Raw genomic sequence first — 25,623 nt, 5'->3', positions numbered from 1 at the left:
AGATTTTCAGGAGCTGTCGTTCACCTCACCACGGACGGAGAGTCTCCGTCATTACTGCCACTACAACAACAAACGACAAAAACAAAAAATGCCCGCGACAGGTATCTGGCGCAGGCATTTCGTGACTAAATCGTCTTGACCAACGATTACTTACGCAGGCCGAGCTTGGCGATCAGGTCGCGGTAACGGTTTGCGTCTTTGCGCTTCAGGTAAGCCAGCAGGCTCTTACGGCGGTTGACCATCATGATCAGACCACGACGCGAGTGGTGATCCTTCTGGTGTGCCTTGAAGTGGCCGTTCAGCTCGTTGATGCGGGCGGTCAGCAGTGCGACCTGGACTTCCGGCGAACCGGTATCGTTCTGGCCACGTGCGTTGTCCGCGATGATCGCGGCTTTGTTGATGTTTTCTACGGTCATGATGTTACCTTTCACATGCGGTGCATGAGTCGAAACCCAGCGCACCGTGATTGACGAATTACCTGCCCAAAACGGACAGACCCGCCAGTATAGGGGAAAACCGGGCGTGCGGCCACTGTTTGCAGCGCCGGAAAGGTGGATCATGGGGGTTTTGCGGCATTTCGCGGGGTGAATGATGGCTAAATTAGTCAATATTGCAACAGTCCTGGCCCTGCTCGCCCTCGGCGGCTGCGCCGGAATGCTGCGCCAGGCGCCGTCCATCGGCGACTCGGCCGCGGTGGTCCAGCAGAAGATGGGCGCGCCGACCGCCATCTATGGGGCCGGGCAGGAAAGGATCTTCGAGTACGCGACCGGGCCGATGGGGCAGCAGACGTTCATGGCGCGGATCGGGGCGGACGAGCGGCTGCTGTCCTACGAGCAGGTGCTGACCGGCGAGAAGTTCGCGACCATCAAGGTCGACGCCGCCGACAAGGAAGAAGTGCTGCGCACCGTGGGCAGGCCGGCGGAAAAGTCCTTCGTGGCGATGCGGGACTGGGAAGTCTGGTCCTACCGCTACAAGGAGGCGGGGGTGTGGAACTCGATGATGCACGTGCACTTCGACCGCCAGGGGATCGTGCGGCAGATGCTGAATGGGCCGGATCCGATGTATGAGCCGAGGGACAGGATGGGGTGGTGAGCGCTTGAGCTGGTGGCTGCAGCGCGAAATTGGGCGAAATGATGCCAGTGGCATCATTTCGGCCTTCGCCGGTACGACGGCTCTAGTCTCGGCACGTCATCCCGGCGAAGGCCGGGATCCAATTCGGCCGAGCAGACGAACCGCCCGCTTACACGCCCTGCGGATTGACGCGTTCGACCTTGGAATGCAGCTTATTCAGGCCCGACAGATACGCCTTGGCCGAGGCCACGATGATGTCCGGGTCCGCCCCGACGCCGTTGACGATGCGCCCCGAGTGCGACAGGCGGATGGTCACTTCGCCCTGCGACTGCGGTCCGTTGCTGATCGCATTGATCGAAAACAGCACCTGCTCCGCGCCGCTCTTGACCACGCTCTCGATCGCGCTCACCACCGCGTCCACCGGCCCGTCGCCCGACGCCTCGGCCGACACTTCCCGGCCCTCTACCGCGAACACGACTTTCGCATGCGGCAGTTCGCCAGTCTCGGAGCGCTGCGCCAGCGACACCAGGCGGTAGGTCTCGCCGCCCTGCGCATGGTCCTCGTCCGACACCAGGGCCATGATGTCTTCGTCGAAGATCTCGGCCTTGCGGTCCGCCAGTTCCTTGAAGCGGGCAAAGGCCGCATTCACCTCGGCCTCCGACTCCAGCCCGATGCCCAGCTCCTGCAGGCGCGATTTGAACGCATTGCGGCCGGACAGTTTGCCCAGCACGATCTTGTTGGTGGTCCAGCCCACGTCTTCGGCGCGCATGATCTCGTAGGTCTCGCGCGCTTTCAGGATGCCGTCCTGGTGGATGCCCGAGGCGTGGGCGAAGGCATTGGCGCCCACCACCGCCTTGTTCGGCTGCACCGCGAAGCCGGTGATCTGCGAGACCATCTTGGACGCCGGCACGATCTGGGTGGTGTCCACGCCGACGCTCAGGTTGAAGTAGTCGGCGCGCGTGCGCAGGGCCATCACGACTTCTTCCAGCGAGGTATTCCCTGCCCGCTCGCCCAGGCCGTTGATGGTGCACTCGATCTGGCGCGCGCCGCCGATGGTGACGCCGGCCAGCGAATTGGCCACCGCCAGGCCCAGGTCGTTGTGGCAGTGCACGGACCAGACGGCCTTGTCGGAATTCGGCACACGCTCGCGCAGGCGCAGGATGCGCCGCCCGAATTCTTCCGGCACGGCGTAGCCGACCGTGTCGGGGAAGTTGATGGTGGTCGCGCCCTCGGCAATCACCGCCTCCAGCACGCGGCACAGGAAGTCCTCGTCCGAACGGCTGCCGTCTTCCGGCGAGAACTCGATGTCGTCGGTGTGATTGCGCGCGTAGCGAATCGCCAGTTTGGCCTGCTCCAGCACCTGCTCGGGCTCCATGCGCAGCTTCACCTGCATGTGCAGCGGAGAAGTCGCGATGAAGGTGTGGATGCGCTTGCGCGCGGCCGGCGCCAGGGCCTCGGCGGCGCGCGCGATGTCGCGGTCGTTGGCGCGCGACAGGGAGCAGATGGTGGACTCGCGTACCGCCGCCGAGATGGCGCGGATCGCTTCGAAGTCGCCCGGCGAAGCCGCCGCGAAACCGGCTTCGATGACGTCCACCCGCAGGCGCTCGAGCTGGCGCGCGATGCGCACCTTCTCGTCCCTGGTCATGGAGGCGCCCGGCGATTGCTCGCCGTCGCGCAGGGTGGTGTCGAAGATAATCAAACGGTTCGGATCGGACATTCTGGGCTCCATTAACTAATCAAAGTCAGCGGCGCCCTGCCCGGCCCGAAGGCCGCGCTAGCGGCGCACGCTGTCGTCCGGCTCGTCGTCGAGCGGGATGATGCTCACCGGCTTGCCCTTCGCTGCGCGCCAGGCGAACACGGCATACCCCGACAAGCCGTAAATCACAAAAATCGGCCACAGGACTTTCGGTGGGTCGATCGCCAGCAGCGCGAAGGCCAGGGCAATCAGGAACACCACGATGAACGGTACCGACTTGCGGAAGTTCACGTCCTTGAAGCTGTAAAACGGTACGTTCGACACCATCGTCAGGCCGGCGAACACCGCCAGGCCCCAGCTCACCCAGTCCACCTGGCGCGAGCTGACGTTGATGTCCGGGTCGGTCATCATCATGATGAAGCCGACGATCAGGGCCGCCGCCGCCGGGCTCGGCAAGCCCTGGAAGAAGCGCTTGTCCACCACCTCGATATTGGTGTTGAAGCGCGCCAGCCGCAGCGCCGCGCCGGCGCAGTAGATGAAGGCGGCGATCCAGCCCAGCTTGCCCAGCCCGCGCAGCGACCATTCATAGATCACCAGCGCCGGCGCGGCGCCGAAGGACACCATGTCCGACAGCGAGTCGTACTGCGCGCCGAACTCCGACTGGGTATTGGTCAGGCGCGCAATCCGACCATCAAGGCCATCGAGGATCATCGCGATGAACACCGCCCAGCAGGCATGCTCGAAGCGCTGGTTCATCGCCATGACGATGGCGTAGAAGCCGCAGAACAGCGCGCCCGTCGTGAACGCATTCGGCAGCAGGTAGATGCCGCGGCCACGCTCACCCGGAAGACGGTCTTCCGCCCGGCGCCCGAAGCGTTTCAAGCGGGAAAATCGTGGCGCCTTGGGCGCTGCTCCAGGTGGTCGGCGTCGTGGAAAGGTCGGCATAGGGCTCCATAGTCAAAATAATGCTGTTCCCAGCATTATAGAGGCGGGAACCCATGTTAGCGAATGGCTATGTTTACTTGAATCGCACCTTGCCTACCAGACGCATCTGGAGGGTCGTTTCTCCCGGTTCAAAGCTCGGCTCCGGCATCTGGTCCGCCATCTCCTGCTTGGCGCTCGCGCGCATCATCATCGGCGCCCCTGCCGCCTGTCCGTCGCCGGCGTAATTGCCCGAACCCTCGAAATCGACCGTGTCCAGCACCGCGTCAAGCGGCTTGCGTCCCATCGCGCTGGCGATCGAGACGATGCGCTCGTTCAGGTTGCGGTAGGTCGCGGCGATGCGCTGGTCGTCGAGGCGCTTTTCCAGTTCCGGGCTCAGGCCGAAGCTCACGTTATTGATTTGCAGAACTTTCTGGGCTGCAGCGGCCGTCTTCGGCAGGTCGGCGAGATTGGTGGTCTTCACCTCCAGGTACTGCCCGACGCGCCAGGCGATCGGCACCGGACGCACTGGCGTGCGCGTCATCGGCTGCGGCATCGGCGGCACTTCCGGGTAGACCGGATAGGTGTAATACCCCATGGTCTTCAGCTCGGCCTTCGGATCGGCGCGGCGCACGATCTCGGTCCCCTCCTTCATCTTGCGGTTCACGCGTGCCGCAGCGGCATTCTTGTCCTTGTCATGCTCTTCGACCGCGAAGGTGACGGTGGCCTGGTCGTTGGCGTGCTTCACTTCGCCGAAGGCCGGCACCACCACCAGCGTGCCGGTGGTCGACGGTGCAGTCACGGTTTGCGCCTGTGCCTGGAAAGCCAGCACCAGGGCCGCAGCCACGATCGATTTGGAAATCTTCATTTATTGTTCTCCAGAAAAGTTACGACGGATGTCCGCGTCACTTATACGATACCGCTCTCGCAACTTCCATCGTAACTTTGTAATGGATCGTTGCAACTGAGCAGCTGGAGTAACAGGTGTCTCGAATTGTCGCGGTGCCGGACCATCCGACCCGACACCGCGTGGTACAGCTTAGTTCTTCGACTGGTCGACCAGCTTGTTCTTCGCGATCCACGGCATCATCGCGCGCAGCTTGGCGCCGACTTCTTCGATCGGGTGCTCGGCGGTCAGGCGGCGGCGCGAGATCAGGGTCGGGGCGCCGGCCTTGTTCTCGAGGATGAAGCTCTTCGCGTATTCGCCGGTCTGGATGTCCTTCAGGCACTGGCGCATCGCATCCTTGGTCGCCGAGGTGACGACTTTCGGGCCGGTGACGTACTCGCCGTATTCCGCGTTGTTCGAGATCGAGTAGTTCATGTTGGCGATGCCGCCTTCATAGATCAGGTCGACGATCAGCTTGAGCTCGTGCAGGCACTCGAAGTAGGCCATTTCCGGCGCGTAGCCGGCTTCGGTCAGGGTTTCGAAACCTGCCTTGATCAGCTCGACCGCACCGCCGCACAGCACGGCCTGCTCGCCGAACAGGTCGGTTTCAGTCTCTTCGCGGAAGTTGGTCTCGATGATGCCGGCGCGGCCGCCGCCGTTGGCCATGGCGTAGGACAGCGCGATGTCGCGTGCCGAGCCCGACTTGTCCTGGTAGACGGCGACCAGGTGCGGCACGCCGCCACCCTGGCGGTAGGTGCCGCGCACGGTGTGGCCCGGGGCCTTCGGTGCGACCATGATCACGTCGAGGTCGGCGCGCGGCACGACCTGGCCGTAGTGGACGTTGAAGCCGTGGGCGAAGGCCAGCGCGGCGCCCTGCTTGGCGTTCGGCTCGACATTGTTCTTGTAGACTTCGGCGATGTTCTCGTCCGGCAGCAGGATCATGATGACGTCGGCGTTCTTGACCGCGTCATCGACCTCGGCGACCTTCAGGCCGGCCGCTTCGACCTTGTTCCAGGAAGCGCCGCCGCGGCGCAGGCCGACGGTGACGTTGACGCCCGATTCGCTCAGGTTCTGGGCGTGGGCGTGGCCTTGCGAGCCGTAGCCGATGATGGCGACGTTCTTGCCTTTGATGAGGGAGAGGTCGCAGTCTTTGTCGTAGAAAACTTTCATGGTCATTCCTTAATTTTGATGTATTGGATTGCGGGCGTTGAACGCGTCGCGAATTTTTAAACTTTGAGGATGCGTTCGCCGCGACCGATGCCCGAGCCGCCGGTACGGACGGTCTCGAGGATCGATGCACGGTCGATGGCGTCGATGAAGGCATCCAGCTTGCTCTTGGCGCCGGTCAGTTCGATCGTGTAGGTCTTCTCGGTCACGTCGATGATGCGGCCGCGGAAGATGTCGGCGGTGCGCTTCATCTCTTCGCGCTCCTTGCCGACCGCCCGCACCTTGATGAGCATGAGCTCGCGCTCGATGTGCTGGCCTTCGGTGAGATCGACCACCTTCACCACTTCGATCAGGCGGTTCAGGTGCTTGGTGATCTGCTCGATGATGTCGTCCGAACCGCTGGTGACGATGGTCATGCGTGACAGGCTCACGTCTTCGGTCGGCGCCACGGTCAGGGTTTCGATGTTGTAGCCGCGTGCCGAGAACAGCCCGACCACGCGCGACAGCGCACCGGCTTCGTTTTCGAGGAGGACGGAAATGATGTGTCGCATTACAGGTCCTCCGAGCCGAGCAGCATTTCATTCAGGCCCTTGCCGGCCTTGACCATCGGCCAGACGTTCTCGCTCTGGTCGGTGATGAAGTTCATGAACACCAGGCGGTCCTTCATGGCAAAGGCCTCAACCAGCGAGCCCTCGACGTCGGACGGCTTCTCGATGCGCATGCCGACGTGGCCATAGGCCTCGGCCAGCTTCTCGAAGTCCGGCAGCGAATCCATATAGGACTCGGAATAGCGCGAACCGTAGTCGATCTGCTGCCACTGGCGGACCATGCCGAGGAAGCGGTTGTTCAGCAGGATGATCTTCGGGGTCAGGTGGTATTGCTTGCAGGTCGCGAGCTCCTGGATGCACATCTGGATCGAGCCCTCGCCGGTGACGCAGGCGACCGTCGCATCCGGATTCGCCATCTGCACGCCCATCGCGTACGGCAGGCCGACGCCCATGGTGCCCAGGCCGCCCGAGTTGATCCAGCGGCGCGGCTTGTCGAAGCCGTAGTACTGCGCGGCCCACATCTGGTGCTGGCCGACGTCCGAGGTGATGAAGGCGTCGCCGTTGGTCACGCGGTGCAGCTGCTCGATGACCGACTGCGGCTTGATCAGCTCACTCGAGTTCGTATAGGCCAGGCAATCCTTGCCGCGCCATTCGGCGATCTGCTTCCACCAGGCCTGCAGGGCATTGGTATTGGTCGAGGCGGTGCTGGCGTCGAGCTGCGACAGCAGCTCGACCAGCACGTCCTTGACGTTGCCGACGATCGGGATGTCGACCTTGACGCGCTTCGAGATCGACGAAGGGTCGATGTCGATGTGGATGATCTTGCGCGGGTTGGAAGCGAAGTGCTTCGGGTTGCCGATCACGCGGTCGTCGAAACGGGCGCCGATGGCGATCAGGACGTCGCAGTGCTGCATCGCCATGTTCGCTTCATAGGTGCCGTGCATGCCGGGCATGCCGACGAAGTGCGGGCTGCTCGAGCGCGAGGCGCCCAGGCCCATCAGCGTGTTGGTCACCGGGAAGCCGAGCTTCTCGACCATGCGGTTCAGCTCATTCGAGGCATTCGCCAGGATGACGCCGCCGCCCGCATAGATCATCGGGCGCTCGGCCCCTTGCAGCAGCTGCACGGCCTTGCGGATCTGGCCGGCGTGGCCCTTGTCCACCGGCTTGTACGAGCGCATCTCGATCTCGCGAGGATACTCGAACGCGCACTTGTGCATGGTGATGTCCTTCGGGATATCGACCAGCACGGGACCGGGACGGCCGGTGCGGGCGATGAAGAAGGCTTTCTTGATGGTCGATGCCAGTTCGCGGACGTCCTTGACCAGGAAGTTGTGCTTGACCACCGGGCGGGTGATGCCGACGGTGTCGCATTCCTGGAAGGCATCCTGGCCGATCGCATGGCTCGGCACCTGGCCGGAAATGACGACCATCGGAATCGAATCCATGTAGGCCGTGGACAGGCCGGTGACGGCATTGGTCACGCCCGGACCGGAGGTCACGAGGGCAACGCCGACGGTGTTGGAGCTGCGCGAATAGGCGTCTGCGGCATGGACCGCGGCCTGTTCGTGGCGGACGAGGACGTGCTGGAACTTGTCCTGCTTGAAGATGGCGTCGTAGATGTAGAGGACTGCCCCGCCGGGATAACCGAAGACGTGCTTGACGCCCTCTTCCGCGAGACAACGCACCACTATCTCAGCACCCGTGATCGGGGCCGATGCATCGTTATTCATGTTCATTCCTTTCAAGACCCAATGGGAGTTTGATCGGATGCCCGTTCCTAACGAAATACGATATGCGCAACAACCCTCATGCGTCCCTTCTCTCTGCGGTCGCGGCTGTGTTTGGGGACACCGTAGGGTCCTGACGCACGGGCGCTGGGCGCAACTCGTTCGGCTTGAGTGTCTGTAGCGTTTATACGCATCTCTCGCGCTTTTGGCGCGGGTCGGAGCAAACTGCCTACAAATGAAAGCGCGTCAATCCGGAGATGGCTTGTGGGCCTTAACCGGGAGACTGGAGAGCTTCGGGGGTGCAAAGCATTCAAACACATTACTGCGTTGCACCATTTTGGTCAAGGCATAAACGATGATTTTTTTGCTGCGCCAGAATGGTGCGCCGCGGATGCGTTCAGCGTTGCATGCCCCAGCGGCGCACGGTAAGCCGTTCCAGGGTCTGGAACACGAGGTGTTCGATCGCCAGCCCGATGAGGATGACGGCGGCCAGGCCGGCGAAGACCTTGTCGGTAAACAGTTCGTTGCGGCTCTGGAAGATGTACCAGCCCAGCCCGCCCTGCCCCGAGGTGCTGCCAAAAACCAACTCAGCCGCGATCAGGGTGCGCCAGGCGAAGGCCCAGCCGATCTTCAGGCCGGACAGGATCGCCGGCAGCGCGGCCGGAATCAGGATCTGCAGCACCATGCGCAGCCCGCCCAGGCCATAGTTGCGCCCAGCCATGCGCAGGGTGTCCGGCACCGAACGGAAGCCCGCGGTGGCGTTCAGGGTCAGCGGCCACAGTACCGAGTGCACCAGCACCATCAGCAGGCTGCCCTTGCCCAGGCCGAACCACAGCAGCGCCAGCGGCAGCAGCGCGATCGCCGGCAGCGGGTTGAACATCGAGGCCAGGGTATCGATCAGCTCGCGCCCGACCTTGCCCGAGACGGCCAGCCAGGTCAGCAGGAAAGCCCCCAGCACGCCGAGCGTGAAGCCCTGGGTCAGCACCTGCAGCGATACGCTGACATAGCCCCACAGCTCGCCGGAAGCGAGACCGGCGGCGAAGGCCTTCCCGGTCTGGATGGCGCCGGGCAGGAGCAGGTCGTTGTCGAACCAGCGGGCCAGCAGTTCCCAGATGAGCACAATGGCGAGCAGCATGCCGATCTTGCGCAGCCAGCCGAGGTCCGGGAGCGTGAAGGCCGCAGCCGGAGCCGCCGGTGGACTCCCCGGCGCCGCGTCGAGGACGTATTCAGGACGTACGGGCGGATTAAGCATGGGCGACTCCCCTTGGGCGCTCAATCGCTGCCTGATCGCCAAACAGCAAGCCATGAATCCTTTGCGTCGCCGCCTGGAATTCGCTGCTTCCCGCACTGGCCAGGCTGAACTGATGACTATTCAACTCCGCCCTCACCCGCCCCGGATGCGGCGACAGCAACAGGATCCGGTTGCCTACCACCAGCGCTTCTTCAATGGAATGCGTCACGAACAGCATGGTGAACCCGATCTCTTCCCACAGCGCCTGCAATTCTTCCTGCATGCTGCGCCGCGTGAGCGCATCCAGCGCCGCGAAGGGCTCGTCCATCAGCAGGATCGCCGGCTGCATCGCCAGCGCCCGCGCGATCGCCACGCGCGCCTTCATCCCGCCCGACAGCGTGTGCGGATAGGCATCCGCAAAACGCGCCAGCCCCACCTTGCCGAGCCAGTGGCGCGCCCGCAGGTCCGCGTCCTTGCGCTTCACTCCGCCGGCCAGCAGCGGGAACATGACGTTCTCCCGCACCGTCTTCCAAGGCGGCAACTGGTCGAATTCCTGGAACACGACGATACGGTCCGGCCCCGGCCGCGTGATCGCCCGGCCCGCCAGCCTGAGGCTGCCCGCCTGCGGTGCAATGAAACCGCCGACCGCCTTCAGCAGGGTCGACTTGCCGCAACCCGAAGGCCCCAGCAGCACGAAACGGTCGCCCTGATAGACCTCGAAGCTGACATCCTCGGTGGCGCGCACGATGCCGCGCTCGCCCCGGTACTCCAGCGTGACGTGTTCGGCGCGCAGCAAGGCTTCGGGCGGCGGCACCAGATTCAGCGGGCTCATGTCAGCTTCCTTTATCGAGTGCCGGGTGGACAAAGAAGTAATCACGCCAGCTCGCCGGCCTGGTCTTGATCGCGCCCACCTCGTGCAGGAACTGGGCCAGGCCGAGCGTGTTCTGCGGCGCCACCTTGAACTGCACCTGCGGATTTTTGATCACCTTGACGAGCAGTGCCCGGTCGATATTGCCCTTGTTGACGCGCAGGTAGGCGTCGGCCGCCGCTTCCGGATTGGTGGACGCCAGCTGCGCCGCCTCGCTCAGGGCGTCGATGAAGGCGCGGTAGGTTTTCGGGTTTTCCTTGACGTATTTTTCTGTTGCGTAGAGCACGGTGGCCGAACTCGGCCCGCCCAGCACGTCGTAGGAGTTCAGCACGATGTGGGCCTGCGGATTGCCGGCCAGTTCCTGGTCCTGGAACGGCGGGTTGCCGAAGTGGGCGTTCAGTTCCGTCTTGCCGGCGATGATGGCGGCGGCGGCATCGGGATGCGGCACGGTCTGGGTGATCGGGTCGAGCTTCTTGAACTCGGCCTTGCCCCACTGCTTGGCCGCCGCCATCTGCAGGATGCGCGCCTGCACCGACACCGTCACGGCCGGCAAGGCGATGCGGTCCTTCTGGCTGAAGTCGGCGATGGTCTTCACCGCCGGGTTGGTGCTGACGAGGTAGTAAGGAAAATTGCCGAGCGAGGCGACGGCGCGCACGTTCTGGCGGCCGGCCGTGCGGTCCCAGATGGTGAACAGCGGCCCCAGCCCGGCGCCGGCCACGTCGATCGAACCGGACAGCAGCGCATCGTTCACCGCCGAGCCGCCCGACAGCTTGACCCAGTCGACGTCGATCTCGACGCCCTGCTTCCTGCCGTGCTTTTCGATCAGCTTCTGGTCCTGGGCCACATTCAGCAGCAGGTAGACGATGCCGAACTGCTCGGCGATGCGGATCTTGCCTTCCGCCTGGGCGGTCGACGACACACCGAGGGCCAGCGCGGCCGCGGCGGCCGCGATTTTCATTTTCAATGTCATATTTTTCTTTCAGATCAGAACGGGACGTCGCCCTCGATGGTGGTGCGGTACAGCTTGCGACGCTGGTCTTGCGGGAAGGCCGTCGCCAGGTGCATGGTCGAGCGGTTATCCCAGAACACCATGTCGCCCGGCTTCCATTGGTGGCGGTAGACGAATTCCGGGCGCGTGCCGTGCGCGAACAGCTGGTCCAGCAATTCGCGGCTGCGCTCCTCCGGCAGGTCGAGGATGCGGGTGGTGAAATGCTCGCTGACGAACAGGGCCCGGCGCGCCGTCTCCGGATGGGTGCGCACCACCGGGTGCACGGCCGGCACCACTTCGTCGATCTGCTCCTGGGTGAGCTTCGGGCGCCACGGGTTGCGCTGGCGCAGTTCTTCGTACTTGGCCAGGTAGCTGTGCTCGGCGCGCAGGCCGGCGATCTCGCGCTTGAGTTTTCCCGGCAGCGCATCATAGGCGGCGTGCTGGTTGGCGAACAGGGTGTCGCCGCCCTCTTCCGGCAGCTCCTGGGCATGCAGCATCGAGCCCAGGCTGGGCACCGCCTTGTACGACAGGTCGGAATGCCAGAAATGGCCGGCGTCGCCCAGGCCGATCGGCTGGCCGTTTTCGCGGATGTTCGATATCACCAGCACTTCCGGATGCCCGGCCAGCTGGAACTGGCGCAGCACGTGGATCTGCAGGCGGCCGAAGCGGCGGCTGAACTCGACCTGCTGCCGGGGGCTGAAGCTCTGGTCGCGGAACACCAGCACATGGTGCTCCAGGTGGGCGCGGTGCAGGCGGTCGAAATCGTCGATGCTCAGCGGGAGCGCCAGGTCGAGACCGAGCACTTCCGCGCCGAGCGGCTGGTTGACGAGCGGGCGGATGTCGAAATCCTGACGGGTGGAATCGAGCGGCATGATCAATATGCTTGAGTGAAGATGATTCCAGATTAGCCAGCTCCCGCAGGCCCAACAACGAATCATTTCGACTAACTTCATGCACTTTTTGAAAGCAGCGCGGGCCTCCCCGGGGCGGCCGCTGCGCGATTTCGATGCGTGAAGGATGGTTTTTTGCTAGGATTCGATAGTTTTCCTCACGGCATTCGCATCAAGGCGCCTTTCCAACAACGCATGGCCACAGACAAAGAACTCAACGACTTCCTCGAGAATGTCGAACGGCGTGCGTTCAAGCAGGCGGTATATGCGGTTCGCAAGGACGAATCGGCGCTCGACATCGTGCAGGACGCGATGATCAAGCTGGCCGAGAAGTACGGCGACAAGCCGGCGGCCGAGCTGCCGATGCTGTTCCAGCGCATCCTGCAGACGACCATCCTCGATTACTTCCGCCGCGAAAAGGTCCGCAATACCTGGATCAGCCTCTTTTCGGGCTTCAGCCGGCCGGATGGGGACGATGAGGAATTTGATATACTTTCTTCCTATGAAGCGGAAGCGGGAACGGCCGCCGCGGAATCCAGCGCCGACCAGTTTGAGCGCGCACAAACGCTACGCCTGATTGAACAGGAAGTAGAAAAGCTCCCACCGCGTCAACGGGAAGCCTTCCTCATGCGTTACTGGCAGGATATGGACGTGGCCGAGACGGCCGAAGCGATGGGTTGTTCCGAGGGAAGCGTCAAGACACACTGCTCGCGCGCGACCCACGCACTCGCCGAGGCGCTCAAGGCCAAGGGAATCAAGCTATGAACACGGACGACATCAATCTGGCGTACAAGGTACGCCATGCCCTGAACGAGAACCTCGACGCGCTGTCGGTTTCGACGACCGAGCGGCTGGCTGCGGCGCGCGCGCTCGCCTTGTCACGCAAGAAAGCGGACGCACCCCGTCAGGCCCTGCCGGCCAAGCGCCCCTTGTTCGACATCAAGGCGCTGTTTAGCGGCCCGGCACTGGCGCGGATCGCCGTGGCGGCGCCGATGCTGGCCCTGGTCATCGGCATGGGCGGCGTCTACCAGTACGAACAGCAGCAGCGCCTCGCCGCGATGGCCGAGATCGACGCCGCCGTGCTGGCCGACGAACTGCCGCTGACCGCCTACCTCGACCATGGCTTCAATGCCTATGTGGAGTCGCAACAGCGCCAGCAATGACGAAAACCGCGCCGAAGCCCCGCATCGCCGTCGTTGCAACAGCGGCCGCGGTCTTGATTGCCGGGGCCGCGACCTGGGCGGTCTACAACAAATCCGAATCGACGGCGCCCGCCGCCCGCGGCGCAGGCGCGCCCCCCACCATCGCAGCCGGCGCCAAGCCGCCTGCCAAGACCCTCGACAAGCCGCTCTGGCGCGAACTGAGCCGTAACCAGCAGCGCGCACTCAAACCCCTGCAGCCCGAATGGGACGGCATGGACGGCATGCGCAAGCGGCGCTGGCTCGAGATGTCGCAGCGTTTCGCCTCGATGAACCCGGCCGAGCAGCAGCGCGTGCACGAGCGCATGCGCCAGTGGATGCGCCTCACGCCGGCCCAGCGCAATCTGGCGCGCGAAAACTACAGCAAGACCCGCAAACTGGCGCCAGGCCAGAAGGCCGCTACCTGGGAGAGCTACAAGCAGCTGTCCGAGGAAGAAAAGCGCCGGCTGGCGCGCTCGGGCACGTCCCAGGGTGCGCCCTCCCTGCCGCATTCGCCGATCATCGACACGCCGACCAGCTGTCCGCCGGGCGCGACGCGCCGCGGCACCGCCTGCATCCTGCCGACGCCGGCAAGCCCCGCCGGCGCCGCCACCGTACCGACCACGATCACGTCGACGCCGCCAGCCGCCGCTCCAGCGGCAACGGCGCCGGCGCCTGCTGCCCCTTCACCTGCCGCCCAGTCCGCTCCAAATGCCAGCAACGCAAGCAACTAAGGCCACCCCGACCATCCTGCGCCGCGTCACCGTGATGCTGTACGAAGCGCTGCTGCTGATCTCGGTCGAGATGCTGGCGATCGCCTTCTACATGCTGGTGACCCTGAACAGCCAGCACCCGCTGGCCAAGGAAGGAATGAAAGCCTGGCTGTTCCTGGTGACGGGCGCCTACTTCACCTGGTGCTGGATGAACACCGGGCATACGCTGGCCATGAAGACCTGGCGCATCAAGGTGGTCAAACCCGGGCACCACCAGCTGCCGTTCCGGACGGCCGCCCTGCGCTTCCTGCTGGCCTGGGGCTGGTTCCTGCCGGCGCTGGCCGCGTGCTGGGCCTTCGGGCTGCACGGCAAGGGACAGATCGCGGGGGCCTGCGCGGCCGGGATCGTGGCCTGGGCCATGACGGCGCTGTTCGACAAGGATCGGCAGTTCCTGCACGATCGCCTGGCCGGCACCCGCCTGATTGCCCTGCCGAAGGCCGCCCGCAAGGTCGCGTAAATAAGCTTGTCCTTGCCGTAAGGCATTCGAACGCGGCACGAACGAAAACAGCGGAATAATCGACGGCTTCCATCCTCATCCTTGCAGAAAGGTGAACCATGAAGCTATCGGACACCCACGTCGTGATCATGGGCGCATCCAGCGGCATCGGAGCGGCGACCGCAATCGCCTTCGCGCGCCAGGGTGCGCAGCTGGTACTGGGCGCGCGCGGCAAGGAAGGCCTGGAGGACGTCGCGCGGCGTTGCCGCCAGGCCGGCGGCCAGGCCGAGGCGCTGGTCGTGGATGCGACGGACGCCGACGCGGTCGCGGCATTCGCACGCAGGGCGCGCAGCATCCTGGGACGGATCGACCTGTGGTACAGCAATGTCGGCAGCGGCGTGATCGGCAAGTATGCCGAGGTGCCCATGGTCGACCACCGGCGCGTGGTCGAGACCAACCTCCTCACGCACATGAACGACGCCCACGCGGTCATGCCGATCTTCCTCGAGCAGGACCACGGCATCTGGGTCAACATGATCTCGGCCGGCGGCTTCGTGGCCGCGCCCTACGCCGCCGCCTACTCGGCCAGCAAGTATGGCCTGCGCGGCTTCAGCGAGGCCTTGCGCGCGGAACTGGGCAAGCGGCCGCGCATCCACGTCTGCGACGTGTATCCGACCTTCGTCGACTCCCCCGGATTCAGTCACGCGGCCAACTACACGGGCGCGAAGCTTTCCTATCCGCCCGGGGCGGTAAGGCCCGAAAAAGTGGCCGACGCCATCGTCGAACTCGCCCGGCACCCGCGCGACACCACGGCGCTCGGTGCACCGGCTGGTTTGCTCAGACTGGGGAATTTCGCGGCGCCGAACCTGCTCGCGTCAGGCATGAACCGATTTCTGGATGCCTGGGCGAGAAAGGCCGATCGCGCACCCGAGACACGCGGCGCGCTGTACGAACCGCCGCGTGGGGCCAGCGGCATTCATAGTGGGCAGCGGCGGCTGGAGCAGCCGCAGCACAATAAGGCGCTTGTGGTTGGGGTGGCGGCGCTTGCTGCCGCGGTTGGGGTGCAGTTGTGGCGGCAGCGGGTTAAGTAATAGCGGTCACACTGCGGTACGGAATTGGATCCCGGCCTTCGCCGGGATGACGGCTCAAAGGTAGCAGGTGCTAATACCGTTAGCAGCTGCCCGTCGTTCCGGCGAAGGCCGGAACCCAATTTCGCTTGCAGGCAGCTAGCGCAAATCAGAACCGCTCGTAATCGAGCAGATACCGCCACTGCCCTGCCTGCAGCCCCGCCATCGGCACGCGCCCGATACGGATGCGGCGCATCTCGACGATCTCCAGCCCCACTTCGCGGCACATGTGATCGATCAGCCCCGGCCGCACGTCCTTCAGCGCGAAGCGCAGCCGGTGCTCGTTCTGCCAGCTCACCTTCATCGGCGCGATCGGCTTGCCGCTGAACGTCAGGCCGTGATTCAGCAGCGCCAGCCCGCCTTCCTGGATGGTGCCGCTGACGTCGACGATGAACTCCTGCTCGACGCGCGACGCTTCGTCCACCAGCTTGCGCGCCACCCGGAAGTCCTGCGTATAGACCACCAGCCCGCTCGCATCCGTCTCCAGCGGCGAGGTCAGCGTGAGCTTGGTCAGGTGACGCTTGAGGAAGCGTGGCTGCCCGTGCCCGGGTGCTAGCGTTTCGGGCGTGAGGCAGGCCAGCGCCGGCTCGCCGCGCGCGCCGACGCCGGAGTTGAATCCGGCCGGCTTGTGCAGCAGGATCGTGACCGGCGGCGCTTCCTCGCCTGACGCGCCGGGCAGCAGGCGGACGTCTTGGGAAGGCAATACACGGCTGGCCGGATCTTCGACGACCTGGCCGTCGACACTGATCCCGCCGCCGGCGATGTAGCGCTCCGCTTCGGCGCGTGAGCAGCCCAGCTGCGCGGCGACGCGCTTGGCCAGGCGGATGGCGTCGTCGGTCATCAGGCGCGCCAATCCGAGAAGAAGGTCTTGAACACCTCGACGGCGCGCGCCACGTCGGCGGCAGACACGTCCAGGTGGGTCACCAGGCGGGTGCGCGGGCCGATCGAGGCGCGGATGTGCGCGCGGGCCAGGTGCTGGCGCAGCGGCTCGCAGGCGGCGGCCGGGACGTCCATCCAGAAGATGTTGGTCTGCGGGCTGCCGACCTTCAAGGCGGCGATCTGCGACAGGCCTTGCGCCAGCGCGGCGGCGTTGTCATGGTCCTCGGCCAGGCGCTGCACGTTGTGCTCGAGTGCATACTGCGCGGCCGCGGCCAGCACGCCGGCCTGGCGCATGCCGCCGCCCAGCATCTTGCGCCAGCGCTTGCCCTGCTCGATGAAGGCCTTGGGGCCCAGCAGCACGGAGCCGACCGGCGCACCCAGGCCCTTCGACAGGCAGACCGAGACGGTATCGAAGCCTTGCACGGCGTCGCGCAGGCTGATGCCGTTCTTGACGGCCGCGTTGCAGATGCGGGCGCCGTCGAGGTGGGTGGCCAGGCCTTTGCCGTGCGCGAGGCTGGTCGCCGCCTTGACGTAATCCTGCGGCAGCACACGGCCGCCGATGGTGTTTTCCAGCGCCAGCAGGCGGGTACGCGCGAAGTGCATGTCGTCGGGCTTGATGTAAGCCTCGATGTCGCTCAGGGCGATCGAGCCGTCCGCCTGGTTGGCGATCGGCTGCGGCTGGATCGAACCCAGCACCGCGGCGCCGCCGCCTTCGTACTTGTAGGTGTGCGCTTCCTGGCCGACCAGGTATTCATCGCCGCGGCCGCAGTGGGCCATCAAGGCGATCAGGTTGGTCTGGGTGCCGGAGGGCGCGAACAGGCCGGCCTCAAAGCCGAACAGCTCGGCGGCGTAATCCTGCAGGCGGTTGACCGAGGGGTCGTCGCCGTACACGTCGTCGCCGACTTCCGCCGACGCCATCGCGGCGCGCATCGCGTCGGACGGTTGGGTGACGGTATCGCTGCGCAGGTCGATCCAGTGCTGCTTGCTCATATTCGTTCTCAGTCTGCTGTGACAGGGGTATAGAAACGCTGCTTCATTTCGTCGAGGCCCAGTTCGGCCATGACTTCCTGGAGGCGCTCGGTCGGACGGCGGCGCGGCAGGTTTTTGTAGGTGGCCACGATGAGTTCATTCTTCATCGAGTGCTCCCAGCCCACCAGTTCGGTGACGGTCACCTGGTAGCCGTGCGCCTCCAGCTGCAGGCAGCGCAGCACATTGGTGACCTGGCTGCCGAACTCGCGGGTGTGGATCGGGTGGCGCCAGATCTCGGTCAGCGCGCTGCGGCCCAGGTCCTTGCCCTTGTTCTTGCGCAGGACGGTAGCCACTTCGGCCTGGCAGCAGGGCACCAGCACCATGTGCTTCGCCTTTTTCTTAAGGGCGAAGTCGATGGCGTCGTCGGTGGCCGTGTTGCAGGCGTGGAGTGCGGTGACGATGTCGATGGTGGGCGGCAGCTTGCTTGATGTCGTCGATTCCGCCACCGACAGGGGCAGGAAGGACATGCCCGTGAAGCCCAGGCGCGCCGCCAGCTCGGTCGACTTCTGGACCAGCTCTTCGCGCGTCTCGATGCCGTAGATGTGCGACCCGTCGTCCAGGCCCTTGAAGAACAGGTCGTACAGGATGAAGCCGAGGTAGGACTTGCCGGCGCCGTGGTCGACCAGGGTCACGCCCGGCTTCTCGTCGCGGACGTCCTTCAGCAGCGGCTCGATGAAGTTGTACAGGTGGTAGACCTGCTTCAGCTTGCGGCGGCTGTCCTGGTTCAGTTTGCCGTCGCGCGTGAGGATGTGCAGTTCCTTCAGCAGCTCGATCGACTGGCCGGGGCGGACCTCGGATGGGAGTTCGGGCGCTGCCGTCGGTTTGGTGGTGTGCTTAGCGTGCTTCATCGATCCATGCTGCCTGAATGGCTTCCAGTACGCGTTCGCCGCCGCGGCTGCGGTCGTCGTCGAAGCCGTCGAGCTCGACGACCCAGTTGTGCAGGTCGACGAAGCGCACGGTGGCGGGGTCGACGTCCGGGTATTTTTCGACCAGTGCTTCGGCGATGCTTGTTACCTCAGTCCACTTCATGGCAGGCTCCTGCTCAGTGGTTTTTCTCTGCTGCGTGGTTGATGGTGTACTTCGGGATCTCGACGACCAGATCTTCCTCGGCGACGATCGCCTGGCAGGACAGGCGCGAGTTCGGCTCCAGGCCCCAGGCCTTGTCGAGCATGTCTTCTTCTTTTTCTTCCTGCTCGTTCAGCGAGTCGAAGCCTTCGCGCACGATCACGTGGCAGGTGGTGCAGGCGCAGACGCGGTCGCAGGCGTGTTCGATCTCGATGTCGTTTTCCAGCAGGACGTCGCAGATCGACTTGCCGGCCGGGGATTCCAGCACGGCGCCGTCAGGGCAGAAGACCGGATGAGGGAGGATGACGATTTGTGGCACTTGATAACCTCGTTATTTGTTTTCGTAGGGTGGTCGGCTTCGCCGACCGCGCGTTCAACTCTCGGTCGCGTCGTGGCAACGCACACCGGAGCTGAACGCGCGGGCGGGAGACCCGCCCACCCTACGTATAGATGATGCTTAAACCTCGTCCAGCGACTTGCCCGCCAGGACCTTGCGCACGCTCTTGTCCATCCGGCGTGCCGCGAATTCTTCCGTGCCCTTGGCCAGCGCCTGCACCGCCGCGTGCAGCGCATCCTGGCGCTGCCCTGCTTCGATCGACGTGTCGTTCGAGCGGTGGATCGCGTCGCGCACGCCGTGCACCAGCTTCGCCACTTCGTCCTGCTCGGCGTCGCTCAGCAGCTCGGTATCGGCATCCAGCGCCGACTGGGTCGCCAGCAGGATGCGCTCGGCCTCGACCTGCTCTTCGCGCAGGGCGCGCATCTGCATGTCGCCCTGGGCCGAGCTGTAGGAATCCTGCAGCATGCGCGCCACCTCGTCGTCGCCCAGGCCGTAGGACGGCTTGACGGTGATCGAAGCTTCCACGCCCGAACGGGTCTCGCGTGCCGACACCGACAGCAGGCCGTCGGCATCCACCTGGTAGGTCACGCGGATACGCGCCGCGCCGGCCGCCATCGGCGGGATGCCGCGCAGCTCGAAGCGCGCCAGCGAGCGGCAGTCCGACACCAGTTCGCGCTCGCCCTGCACCACGTGCACCGCCAGCGCGGTCTGGCCATCTTTAAACGTCGTGAATTCCTGGGCGCGCGCGCACGGGATGGTCGAATTGCGCGGGATGATCTTCTCGACCAGGCCGCCCATGGTCTCGATGCCGAGCGACAGCGGGGTCACGTCCAGCAGCAGCCAGTCGTCCCCTTCGGCGCGGTTACCGGCCAGCAGATTGGCCTGGATGGCGGCGCCCAGCGCCACCACCTTGTCCGGGTCGATGTTCGCGTGCGGGATGGTGTGGAAGAACTCGGACACGGCACGGCGCACGTGCGGCATGCGGGTGGCGCCGCCGACCATCACGACGCCGTCGACGTCCTCGACGCTCACGTCGGCATCGCGCATCGCCTTGCGGATCGCGTTCATGGTCTTGCCGACCAGGTGCCTGGTGATCTCGGCGAAGGTGTGCGCCGTGATGGTCACCTGCACGATCTCGCCCGACTTCAGGATCGCTTCGATGGTGGTTTCTTCATTGGTCGACAGCAGTTCCTTGGCCTGGCGCGCCTTGACCATCAGGGTCGCGGTGTCCTGCTCGGACAGCGGCGCCAGCTTGGCCTGCTCGGTGATCCAGCAGAACAGGCGGTGGTCGAAGTCGTCGCCGCCCAGGGCCGAATCGCCGCCGGTGGACAGCACTTCGAACACGCCCTTGGACAGCTTGAGGATCGAGATGTCGAAGGTGCCGCCGCCGAGGTCGTAGACCGCGTAGACGCCTTCCTTGCCGTGGTCGAGGCCATAGGCGATGGCGGCGGCGGTCGGCTCGGACAGCAGGCGCAGCACGTTGATGCCGGCCAGCTGGGCCGCATCCTTGGTGGCCTGGCGCTGGGCGTCATCGAAATAGGCCGGCACGGTGATGACGGCGCCGACCAGGTCGTCGCCGAGCGAGTCTTCGGCGCGCTGGCGCAAGGTGGCCAGGATCTGGGCCGAGGTCTCGACCGGGCTTTTTACGCCGGCGACGGTGTTGATCTGCACCATGCCGGGAGCGTCGACGAAGTCATACGGCAGGTTCTCGGCGTGGGCGATGTCCTTCAGGCCGCGGCCCATGAAGCGCTTGACCGAGACCACCGTGTTCTTCGGGTCGGTGGTCTGGTGCGCCTGCGCCTTGTAGCCGATGTTGGCATTGCCGTTGGGGAGGTAGCGCACGACCGATGGCAGCAGCGGACGGCCGTCCTCGTCGCTCAGCACTTCCGGACTGCCGCTGCGGACGGTGGCAACCAGCGAGTTGGTGGTGCCCAGGTCGATGCCGACCGCCAGGCGGTGCTGGTGCGGGGCGGTGGACATGCCGGGTTCGGCGATTTGGAGTAGTGCCATTGTCGTGTTACCTGTTTATTTTTTTGTACCGCTTCATGTAGGGTGGGCGGGTCCCCCGCCCACGCGTTCAACCAACATGTGCGTCGCCGCGATGCATGCCATGTTTGGACGCGTGGGCGGGAAACCCGCCCACCCTACAAAATCATTCCGTTATGTGTCCAATGCTTCGAACGCGTACTGTACCTCTTCACCGAACTTATCGAGGAACATCATGGCGCGCACGCCCTGCGCGGCGCCCTGATAATCGCCCGCGTCGAGCTGCTTGCCGACCTGCTCCAGCATCCCCTTGCGTTCACGGCGCACCTGCGCGTCGAGATCGTCCAGCGCAGCGGCATCCTTCGCGGCGCGCGCATCGTCGAGCGCTTCGCGCCATTCCATCTGCTGCATCAGGAAGCTTGCGGGCATCGCGGTGTTCGACTCGGTCTGCAGGTCGACGCCGTTGATCTCGCAGAGGTACTGCGCCCGCTTCTGCGGATTGCGCAGGATTGCATAGGCCTCGTTGGCGCGCGTCGCCCACTGCATCGCCACGCGCTTCTCGGCGTCGGTCGCGCTCACGAAGCGGTCCGGATGCACGCGGCCCTGGATCTCGCGGTAGGCCGCGTCCAGCGCGTCCTGGTCGACCGCGAAGGTCGCCGGCAGCTGGAACAGCTCGAAGTGGTTTTGCTTCATCAATTAAATGCGGAAGCTTTCGCCGCAGCCGCAGTTGTCCTTGACGTTCGGGTTGTTGAAGCGGAAGCCCTCGTTCAGGCCTTCGCGGGCGAAGTCCAGTTCGGTGCCGTCGATGTAGGGCAGGCTTTTCGGGTCGACGAAGACCTTCACGCCATGCGATTCGAAGACGTTGTCGTCCGGGGTCGCATCATCGACGTACTCGAGCTTGTAGGCCAGGCCGGAGCAGCCGGTCGTGCGCACACCGAAGCGCAAGCCGATGCCCTTGCCCCGGCGTTCGAGGTAACGGTTGACGTGTTTCGCGGCTTTTTCAGTCAGGGTGATTGCCATGGGGCTTGCTCCAGTTCTGTCTTACGTATTACGCCTTCGCGGCGTGCTTGCTCTTGTAGTCGGCCACGGCGGCCTTGATCGCGTCTTCCGCCAGGATCGAGCAGTGGATCTTCACCGGCGGCAGCGCCAGTTCTTCCGCGATCTGGGTGTTCTTGATCGACAGCGCCTCGTCCAGCGACTTGCCCTTGACCCATTCGGTCACGAGCGAGCTGGATGCGATGGCCGAACCGCAGCCATAGGTCTTGAACTTCGCGTCTTCGATCAGGCCCTGCTCGTTGACCTTGATCTGCAGCTTCATCACGTCGCCGCAGGCCGGTGCGCCGACCATGCCGGTGCCGATCGCATCGTCGCCCTTGTCGAAGGCGCCGACGTTACGCGGGTTTTCGTAGTGGTCCAGTACTTTGTCCGAATATGCCATGGTAGTGCTCCTTGAGATTCTGTAATTAGTGGGCTGCCCACTGGATGGAATTGAGGTCAATTCCCTCTTTGAACATGTCCCACAGCGGCGACAGTTCGCGCAGTTTGCCGACCTTCGACTTCAGCAGCTCGATCGCGAAGTCGATGTCCTGCTCGGTCGTGAAGCGGCCGATGGTGAAGCGGATCGAGCTGTGCGCCAGCTCGTCGCTGCGGCCCAGGGCGCGCAGCACGTAGGACGGCTCCAGCGAGGCCGAGGTGCAGGCCGAACCGGACGACACGGCGATGTCCTTGATCGCCATGATCAGCGACTCGCCCTCGACGTAGTTGAACGAGACGTTCAGGTTGTGCGGCACGCGCTGGTCCATGTCGCCGTTGATGTAGACCTCTTCGATCTCCAGCAGGCCCTTGGCCAGGCGGTCGCGCAGCGCCTTCACGCGTTCCAGCTCGCTGTTCATCTCTTCCTTGGCGATGCGGAAGGCTTCGCCCATGCCGACGATCTGGTGGGTCGGCAGCGTGCCCGAACGCAGGCCGCGCTCATGGCCGCCGCCGTGCATCTGCGCTTCCAGGCGCACGCGCGGCTTGCGGCGCACGTACAGGGCGCCGACGCCCTTCGGACCATAGGTCTTGTGCGCGGTGAAGGTCATCAGGTCGCACTTGGTCTTTTCCAGGTTGATCTCGACCTTGCCGGTGGCTTGCGCCGCGTCGCAATGGAAGATGATGCCCTTCGAGCGGCACAGTTCGCCGATCTCGTCGATCGGCTGGATCACGCCGATCTCGTTATTCACCAGCATGACCGAGACCAGGATGGTGTCCGGACGGATCGCGGCTTCCAGCTGGGCCAGCGTGATCAGGCCATTGTCCTGCGGCTCGAGGTAGGTCGCCTCGAAGCCCTGGCGCTCCAGTTCGCGCACGGTGTCCAGCACCGCCTTGTGCTCGGTCTTGACGGTGATAATGTGCTTGCCCTTGGTCTTGTAGAAGTGGGCGGCACCCTTCAGGGCCAGGTTGTTCGATTCGGTCGCACCCGAGGTCCAGATGATCTCGCGCGGATCGGCGCCGACCAGGGCCGCCACGTTGGCGCGCGCTTCTTCGACCGCCGCTTCCGCGCTCCAGCCGTACATGTGGCTGCGCGATGCCGGATTGCCGAACTGCTCGCGCAGGTAGGGAATCATCTTGTCGGCGACGCGCGGATCGATCGGCGTGGTCGCCGAGTAATCCATGTAGATCGGGAAATGCGGCGCAGTCACGAAGCTCTGTTCGATTTGTTTGTCCAAGGGCGCGTTCATCAGTTCACTCCGGTTTCAATATTGGCGGCTGCGGGGGTGCGGTGCACCACCACGACGTTCTGTTCTTTCTGCTTCTGCTGGTCGACCAGGTCTTGCAGCGAGACCGAATCGAGGTAGTCGACCATCTTGGCGTTCAGCGTGGTCCACAGCTCGTGGGTCATGCAACGGGTGCCGGAAGCAGCGTCGGCGCCGTGACAATTTTCTTTGCCGCCACACTGGGTGGCATCGAGCGGCTCGTCGACCGCGATGATGATGTCGGCCACCGTCACCTTGTCGGCGGACCTGGCCAGGCTGTAGCCGCCGCCGGGGCCGCGGATCGACTCGACGATCTCGTGGCGGCGCAGCTTGCCAAACAGTTGTTCCAGGTAGGACAGCGAAATGGCCTGGCGCTGGCTGATGCCCGACAGCGTGACCGGACCATTCCCCTGACGCAGGGCGAGGTCGATCATCGCGGTAACAGCAAAACGGCCTTTGGTGGTCAGACGCATCACAACCCCGGTTAATGTTAAAATATTGCTTCTTTTCAACCCATCGGTGCAGCGCAACAATCAATTCTGTTGAGTGCCGCTGTCTGGATAACCCGATTAGTTGATCGATTTAGTCAAGTATAGCAAATCCTGACTGGCTTGTCTTGGAGCCCCCCAAAAACCGCGGGGTGCCAGCGCCTTATCGCAGTCGCAACAATTCCATTGGCCCGAACAGCTCCTGCATCCCCCTGTGCTGGATGAATGACAGGTTATACGGATGCTCGGCATGAATCTGCGGCAGCCGCCCCGCCTCCGGCAATTTCTTTAACTGCTCAGCAATCTTTCCCCACAGCACCAGTGTCGGCGGCTGGGGCTGGCTCGCCAGTGCAGCCAGCACCGTCTGCAGGAAAGGCAGCCACGCACGGGCGTCGATGGAGGGTGGCACGTGCTTGCGAAACACCAGCGCCGCATTCAGCAGCAAAAAGCCGTGGCCGAGCAGATTGTCCTGCAGCTGGGCCAGGGTCTGGATCGAGCCCTTGCTGCGGGCTCGCTGGGCAACCGGCACCAAGGCGCTGCCGCCGGTGTCTTCCGCCTGCAGCTGTCCATCCGCCACCAGCAGCATCTTCATGAAATTGCGCAGCGAGGTCGCCCGGTTGACCGGCTTCGACAGCCCGGTCTCCGACCACAGGGCGCCCACCGCCCCGTCCATGAAGCAGACCCCGGTCGCGCTCTCGGCGCGCGGGTACGGCCCCTCCCCCACCAGCACGTGCTTCACCTTGTCCAGCGGCTGGGAGAAGGCGGCGAAGATGCGGCCCTCGGTGGGCAGGTAGTCGTCGACGGCCAGCGCCGGCAGGTAGGCGGGATCGGCCGCGGCGACCGCCTGCAGTCCGGCTTCGAGGACCGGGCGCCAGGAGGCGTCGGCACGGTCGAGGGCGGCGATGAGGGGGGCTGGAATCGGATGCTTGGACATGGCAAAGTGGCATTCGTGGGGAGGCGGAATTGTAGCGCAGCCAGACTGCATTCCTACCGTCAATCTAGCGTCCGCTTTTGCGGATTCAAGGCATGATTTTCCTGCAACCCGATCCACCCGATCGGGGCTTTCGACCAACCAAGCAGGAGGAACCATGCAAACGATCCGTGAAGTGATGACGTCCGACGTGCAAACGATCTCGCCGAAGGAAACCGTGCAGCGCGCGGCCCAGATGATGGATGACCTCAACGTCGGCGCGATCCCCGTCTGCGACGGCGAGCGCCTGGTGGGCATGATCACCGACCGCGACATCACCGTGCGCTCGGTGGCCGCCGGGCAATCGCCGGACCAGTGCTTCGTCGGCGACGTGATGAGCACCGATGTGCGCACCTGCTACAGCAACCAGGATGTCGGCGAAGTGCTGGACAAGATGGGCGACGTGCAGATCCGCCGGGTGCCGGTGATCGACGAGCAGTCGAAGCAGCTGGTGGGTATCGTGTCGCTGGGGGATATCGCGACCAAGTCGCACGGGTCGGCAGACCAGGCACTGGACGAGATTTCGTCGCCGTCGGAGCCGGATCGGACGGAGACGCGGCATTAATTGAGTTAGTGGCTGCGGCGCGAAAATTGGATCCCGGCCTGCGCCGGGATGACGGTCTTCAG

At 64.4% G+C, this 25,623-nt stretch carries 30 protein-coding genes; 7 read left to right on the top strand and 23 right to left on the bottom strand.

Annotated elements, in window-relative coordinates; all coding sequences use genetic code 11:
- Window positions 1-146 precede the first annotated feature (146 nt).
- On the bottom strand, window positions 147-416 hold the full coding sequence (gene rpsO, locus ACSQ25_RS07780; protein WP_027867691.1) for a 30S ribosomal protein S15: 270 nt from the start codon (window positions 414-416) through the stop codon (window positions 147-149).
- A gap of 172 nt (window positions 417-588) precedes the next feature.
- Here rpsO and ACSQ25_RS07775 point away from each other — a divergent pair, with 172 nt between their 5' ends.
- Window positions 589-1,092: a hypothetical protein gene (locus tag ACSQ25_RS07775; protein ID WP_436105129.1), complete on the top strand. Its 504-nt coding sequence runs from the start codon at window positions 589-591 to the stop codon at window positions 1,090-1,092.
- Window positions 1,093-1,240: 148 nt separating this feature from the next.
- Here the strand turns inward: ACSQ25_RS07775 and ACSQ25_RS07770 are convergent, their stop codons facing one another.
- The 10 genes from ACSQ25_RS07770 to ACSQ25_RS07725 all read right to left on the bottom strand — a co-directional run bounded on the left by ACSQ25_RS07770 (window position 1,241) and on the right by ACSQ25_RS07725 (window position 11,975).
- Window positions 1,241-2,788, bottom strand: a complete 1,548-nt coding sequence (locus ACSQ25_RS07770; RefSeq protein WP_436105128.1) for a 2-isopropylmalate synthase — start codon at window positions 2,786-2,788, stop codon at window positions 1,241-1,243.
- A gap of 57 nt (window positions 2,789-2,845) precedes the next feature.
- Window positions 2,846-3,712 carry a CDP-diacylglycerol--serine O-phosphatidyltransferase gene (pssA, locus tag ACSQ25_RS07765; protein WP_436105127.1) on the bottom strand — a complete coding sequence of 289 codons (867 nt, stop codon included), beginning with the start codon at window positions 3,710-3,712 and terminating at the stop codon, window positions 2,846-2,848.
- A 73-nt stretch (window positions 3,713-3,785) separates the two neighbouring features.
- A complete protein-coding gene (locus ACSQ25_RS07760) occupies window positions 3,786-4,556 on the bottom strand; it encodes an SIMPL domain-containing protein (RefSeq protein ID WP_436105126.1) in 771 nt (256 codons plus the stop codon).
- A 171-nt stretch (window positions 4,557-4,727) separates the two neighbouring features.
- Window positions 4,728-5,744 carry a ketol-acid reductoisomerase gene (gene ilvC, locus ACSQ25_RS07755; protein WP_436105125.1) on the bottom strand — a complete coding sequence of 339 codons (1,017 nt, stop codon included), beginning with the start codon at window positions 5,742-5,744 and terminating at the stop codon, window positions 4,728-4,730.
- Window positions 5,745-5,800: 56 nt separating this feature from the next.
- Window positions 5,801-6,292, bottom strand: a complete 492-nt coding sequence (gene ilvN, locus ACSQ25_RS07750) for an acetolactate synthase small subunit (RefSeq protein ID WP_436105124.1) — start codon at window positions 6,290-6,292, stop codon at window positions 5,801-5,803.
- A complete protein-coding gene (locus ACSQ25_RS07745; protein WP_436105123.1) occupies window positions 6,292-8,019 on the bottom strand; it encodes an acetolactate synthase 3 catalytic subunit in 1,728 nt (575 codons plus the stop codon). Before ACSQ25_RS07745 ends, ilvN begins: the two co-directional genes overlap by 1 nt.
- Window positions 8,020-8,413: 394 nt before the next feature.
- Window positions 8,414-9,268 carry an ABC transporter permease gene (locus ACSQ25_RS07740; RefSeq protein WP_436105122.1) on the bottom strand — a complete coding sequence of 285 codons (855 nt, stop codon included), beginning with the start codon at window positions 9,266-9,268 and terminating at the stop codon, window positions 8,414-8,416.
- Window positions 9,261-10,079, bottom strand: a complete 819-nt coding sequence (locus tag ACSQ25_RS07735) for an ABC transporter ATP-binding protein (protein WP_436105121.1) — start codon at window positions 10,077-10,079, stop codon at window positions 9,261-9,263. The genes ACSQ25_RS07740 and ACSQ25_RS07735 overlap by 8 nt, the downstream gene beginning before the upstream one ends.
- Window position 10,080: 1 nt before the next feature.
- Window positions 10,081-11,073: an ABC transporter substrate-binding protein gene (locus ACSQ25_RS07730; RefSeq protein ID WP_436105120.1), complete on the bottom strand. Its 993-nt coding sequence runs from the start codon at window positions 11,071-11,073 to the stop codon at window positions 10,081-10,083.
- A gap of 26 nt (window positions 11,074-11,099) precedes the next feature.
- Window positions 11,100-11,975, bottom strand: coding sequence for a TauD/TfdA dioxygenase family protein (locus tag ACSQ25_RS07725; RefSeq protein WP_436105119.1), 876 nt, complete (start codon window positions 11,973-11,975; stop codon window positions 11,100-11,102).
- Between the two features lie 213 nt (window positions 11,976-12,188).
- Here ACSQ25_RS07725 and ACSQ25_RS07720 point away from each other — a divergent pair, with 213 nt between their 5' ends.
- The 5 genes from ACSQ25_RS07720 (at window position 12,189) to ACSQ25_RS07700 (ending at window position 15,471) form a co-directional block, all read left to right on the top strand.
- Window positions 12,189-12,758 (top strand): RNA polymerase sigma factor, encoded by a 570-nt coding sequence (locus tag ACSQ25_RS07720; RefSeq protein ID WP_436108039.1) that lies wholly within the window; start codon window positions 12,189-12,191, stop codon window positions 12,756-12,758.
- Window positions 12,755-13,156, top strand: a complete 402-nt coding sequence (locus ACSQ25_RS07715; protein ID WP_436105118.1) for a DUF3619 family protein — start codon at window positions 12,755-12,757, stop codon at window positions 13,154-13,156. The genes ACSQ25_RS07720 and ACSQ25_RS07715 overlap by 4 nt, the downstream gene beginning before the upstream one ends.
- Entirely contained in the window at window positions 13,153-13,905 is a 753-nt protein-coding gene (locus ACSQ25_RS07710; RefSeq protein WP_436105117.1) for a DUF3106 domain-containing protein, read from the top strand. The genes ACSQ25_RS07715 and ACSQ25_RS07710 overlap by 4 nt, the downstream gene beginning before the upstream one ends.
- A complete protein-coding gene (locus tag ACSQ25_RS07705) occupies window positions 13,883-14,401 on the top strand; it encodes an RDD family protein (RefSeq protein WP_436105116.1) in 519 nt (172 codons plus the stop codon). Before ACSQ25_RS07710 ends, ACSQ25_RS07705 begins: the two co-directional genes overlap by 23 nt.
- 98 nt (window positions 14,402-14,499) lie before the next feature.
- A complete protein-coding gene (locus ACSQ25_RS07700; RefSeq protein WP_436105115.1) occupies window positions 14,500-15,471 on the top strand; it encodes an SDR family oxidoreductase in 972 nt (323 codons plus the stop codon).
- A gap of 145 nt (window positions 15,472-15,616) precedes the next feature.
- Here the strand turns inward: ACSQ25_RS07700 and ACSQ25_RS07695 are convergent, their stop codons facing one another.
- The 12 genes from ACSQ25_RS07695 to ACSQ25_RS07640 all read right to left on the bottom strand — a co-directional run bounded on the left by ACSQ25_RS07695 (window position 15,617) and on the right by ACSQ25_RS07640 (window position 24,960).
- On the bottom strand, window positions 15,617-16,348 hold the full coding sequence (locus ACSQ25_RS07695; RefSeq protein ID WP_436105114.1) for an rRNA pseudouridine synthase: 732 nt from the start codon (window positions 16,346-16,348) through the stop codon (window positions 15,617-15,619).
- Window positions 16,348-17,376 carry a low-specificity L-threonine aldolase gene (gene ltaE / locus ACSQ25_RS07690; protein ID WP_436105113.1) on the bottom strand — a complete coding sequence of 343 codons (1,029 nt, stop codon included), beginning with the start codon at window positions 17,374-17,376 and terminating at the stop codon, window positions 16,348-16,350. The genes ACSQ25_RS07695 and ltaE overlap by 1 nt, the downstream gene beginning before the upstream one ends.
- A gap of 8 nt (window positions 17,377-17,384) precedes the next feature.
- Window positions 17,385-18,263, bottom strand: a complete 879-nt coding sequence (locus tag ACSQ25_RS07685; RefSeq protein WP_436105112.1) for a class I SAM-dependent methyltransferase — start codon at window positions 18,261-18,263, stop codon at window positions 17,385-17,387.
- Window positions 18,250-18,444, bottom strand: coding sequence for a Fe-S cluster assembly protein IscX (gene iscX / locus ACSQ25_RS07680; protein ID WP_436105111.1), 195 nt, complete (start codon window positions 18,442-18,444; stop codon window positions 18,250-18,252). The genes ACSQ25_RS07685 and iscX overlap by 14 nt, the downstream gene beginning before the upstream one ends.
- Before the next feature lie 13 nt (window positions 18,445-18,457).
- A complete protein-coding gene (gene fdx / locus ACSQ25_RS07675) occupies window positions 18,458-18,799 on the bottom strand; it encodes an ISC system 2Fe-2S type ferredoxin (protein WP_159703604.1) in 342 nt (113 codons plus the stop codon).
- A 138-nt stretch (window positions 18,800-18,937) separates the two neighbouring features.
- Entirely contained in the window at window positions 18,938-20,827 is a 1,890-nt protein-coding gene (gene hscA, locus ACSQ25_RS07670; protein WP_436105110.1) for a Fe-S protein assembly chaperone HscA, read from the bottom strand.
- Window positions 20,828-20,977: 150 nt separating this feature from the next.
- On the bottom strand, window positions 20,978-21,496 hold the full coding sequence (hscB, locus tag ACSQ25_RS07665) for a Fe-S protein assembly co-chaperone HscB (protein WP_436105109.1): 519 nt from the start codon (window positions 21,494-21,496) through the stop codon (window positions 20,978-20,980).
- Window positions 21,497-21,499: 3 nt separating this feature from the next.
- Window positions 21,500-21,823, bottom strand: a complete 324-nt coding sequence (iscA, locus tag ACSQ25_RS07660) for an iron-sulfur cluster assembly protein IscA (RefSeq protein ID WP_027867668.1) — start codon at window positions 21,821-21,823, stop codon at window positions 21,500-21,502.
- Window positions 21,824-21,851: 28 nt separating this feature from the next.
- Complete coding sequence (gene iscU, locus ACSQ25_RS07655) at window positions 21,852-22,241, bottom strand: Fe-S cluster assembly scaffold IscU (protein ID WP_436105108.1); 390 nt, start codon at window positions 22,239-22,241, stop codon at window positions 21,852-21,854.
- Between the two features lie 25 nt (window positions 22,242-22,266).
- Window positions 22,267-23,523 carry an IscS subfamily cysteine desulfurase gene (locus ACSQ25_RS07650; RefSeq protein WP_436105107.1) on the bottom strand — a complete coding sequence of 419 codons (1,257 nt, stop codon included), beginning with the start codon at window positions 23,521-23,523 and terminating at the stop codon, window positions 22,267-22,269.
- A complete protein-coding gene (gene iscR, locus ACSQ25_RS07645) occupies window positions 23,523-24,011 on the bottom strand; it encodes a Fe-S cluster assembly transcriptional regulator IscR (protein WP_436105106.1) in 489 nt (162 codons plus the stop codon). The genes ACSQ25_RS07650 and iscR overlap by 1 nt, the downstream gene beginning before the upstream one ends.
- A gap of 178 nt (window positions 24,012-24,189) precedes the next feature.
- Window positions 24,190-24,960, bottom strand: coding sequence for a uracil-DNA glycosylase (locus ACSQ25_RS07640; RefSeq protein ID WP_436105105.1), 771 nt, complete (start codon window positions 24,958-24,960; stop codon window positions 24,190-24,192).
- Between the two features lie 154 nt (window positions 24,961-25,114).
- Between ACSQ25_RS07640 and ACSQ25_RS07635 the strand changes: the two genes are divergently transcribed.
- The gene (locus ACSQ25_RS07635) at window positions 25,115-25,561 is read left to right on the top strand and encodes a CBS domain-containing protein (RefSeq protein WP_436105104.1); all 447 of its coding nucleotides are present in this window, start codon (window positions 25,115-25,117) and stop codon (window positions 25,559-25,561) included.
- Window positions 25,562-25,623 lie beyond the last annotated feature (62 nt).

Origin of the sequence: Massilia sp. LjRoot122 (genome assembly GCF_964252725.1) — a bacterium.
Lineage (GTDB): Bacteria > Pseudomonadota > Gammaproteobacteria > Burkholderiales > Burkholderiaceae_D > Telluria.
The sequence above is the reverse complement of the archived record's forward strand: the minus strand, read 5'-3'. Positions and strand labels throughout refer to the sequence as shown.